The sequence below is a fragment of the Bradyrhizobium vignae genome (genome assembly GCF_004114425.1).
Lineage (GTDB): Bacteria > Pseudomonadota > Alphaproteobacteria > Rhizobiales > Xanthobacteraceae > Bradyrhizobium > Bradyrhizobium vignae.
Window position 1 is genome coordinate 1 of record NZ_RDQF01000142.1, and the last position, 1,541, is coordinate 1,541.

Annotated in this window: 2 protein-coding genes; both read left to right on the top strand. The window is 63.5% G+C overall.

The window, feature by feature from the left end:
• Positions 1-80 precede the first annotated feature (80 nt).
• On the top strand, positions 81-1,172 hold the full coding sequence (locus EAV90_RS39130) for an IS5 family transposase (protein WP_122402508.1): 1,092 nt from the start codon (positions 81-83) through the stop codon (positions 1,170-1,172).
• On the top strand, positions 1,172-1,516 hold the full coding sequence (locus EAV90_RS39135) for a hypothetical protein (protein ID WP_122402509.1): 345 nt from the start codon (positions 1,172-1,174) through the stop codon (positions 1,514-1,516). Before EAV90_RS39130 ends, EAV90_RS39135 begins: the two co-directional genes overlap by 1 nt.
• The last annotated feature ends 25 nt before the right edge of the window (positions 1,517-1,541 follow it).

Genomic DNA, 1,541 nt, shown 5'->3' on the forward strand with positions numbered 1-1,541 from the left:
CTAGCAGGCTGTTGAAAAAGGCGCTCGCCGCCGACCGGCGACCGTGATTCATTGGCTCCGATGAGATTCGGAGATGGTGCGTGCGCGGCGGCGACAATCGAACGGGCGAACTGTTCAGCTACGTCGACCTGGAGGCGCGGGTGCGGCGTAATCATCCGCTGCGAGCGATCCGGACGATTGTGAACGAAGGGCTGTCGGCGCTGGAGCGAGAGTTTGCCGCGCTCTATTCGCCAATTGGGCGGCCGTCGATCCCGCCGGAGAAGCTGCTGCGGGCGATGCTGTTGCAGGCGTTTTATTCGATCCGCTCGGAGCGGCTTCTGATGGAGCGACTGGAATACGACCTGCTGTTCCGCTGGTTCGTCGGAATCGGCGTTGACGACGCAGCCTGGGACCATTCGGTGTTCTCGAAGAACCGCGACCGGCTGCTGGAAGGCGACATCGCGGCCAAGTTCCTGGCGGCGGTGCTGGCGCAGCCCAAGGTGAAGAGGCTTCTGTCGAGCGATCACTTCTCGGTCGACGGTACGCTGATCGAGGCCTGGGCCTCGATGAAGAGCGTCAAGCCGAAGGACGGCTCCGGCGAGCCGCCAGCGCCAGGCGGCGGGCGCAATGCCGAAGCGGACTTTCATGGCCAGAAACGCTCGAATGACACCCATGCTTCGACCACCGATCCGGACGCCAGGCTCTACCGCAAGGGCAAAGGCAAGGAGACGAAGCTGTGCTTCATCGGGCACGGGCTGATGGAGAACCGCCACGGCCTGCTGGTCGACGCCTGCCTGACGCAGGCCGGCGGGCATGCCGAACGGGTGGCCGCGCTGCACATGATCGAGCCTCGTGCCGACCGACCGACAGCGATCACGCTTGGCGCCGACAAAGCCTACGATGCAGAAGACTTCGTCAACGAACTGCGCTCGATGAACGTGACGCCGCATGTTGCACAGAACACCAGCGGCCGTAGTTCTGCGATTGACGGACGAACGACCCGGCACGGCGGCTATGCCATCAGTCAGCGCATCCGCAAGCGCATCGAGGAGGCATTCGGCTGGATCAAGACGGTTGCCGGGCAAGAGAAGACCAGCTTCCGTGGCCGTGATCGCGTCGCATGGGCCTTTACCTTCGCTGCCGCCGCCTACAATCTGGTGCGGCTGCCGAAGCTGATTGCGGAGACTGGCTGATGGCCAAGGTGCCCGGCTTCGCCAAGGCCTTTGTCGGCCGCTGGCGCATCGTCGAGATGGACGTCTGGGACAGCGAGTTCCTCGATCTTGCCGAAGAGGCGCATCTCACCTTCCAGGGCAAGTCCGATGGCGAAATCGCCTTTGGGGCTCTCAAGGGCTTCCTGGACGTGCGCTACGGCGCCCGCGACGGATCGGCCTGCGCCGAGTTCTCATGGGAAGGGCACGACGAGAATGATCCGTCCTGCGGTCGCGGATGGGCTATGATCGGCACTGCGGGCAGGCTCGTCGGCCACTTCTACATCCACAATGGCGACGATTCAGCCTTCGTTTGCGAACGCGGCTGAGTTCTTCAACAGCCTGCTAGATGAG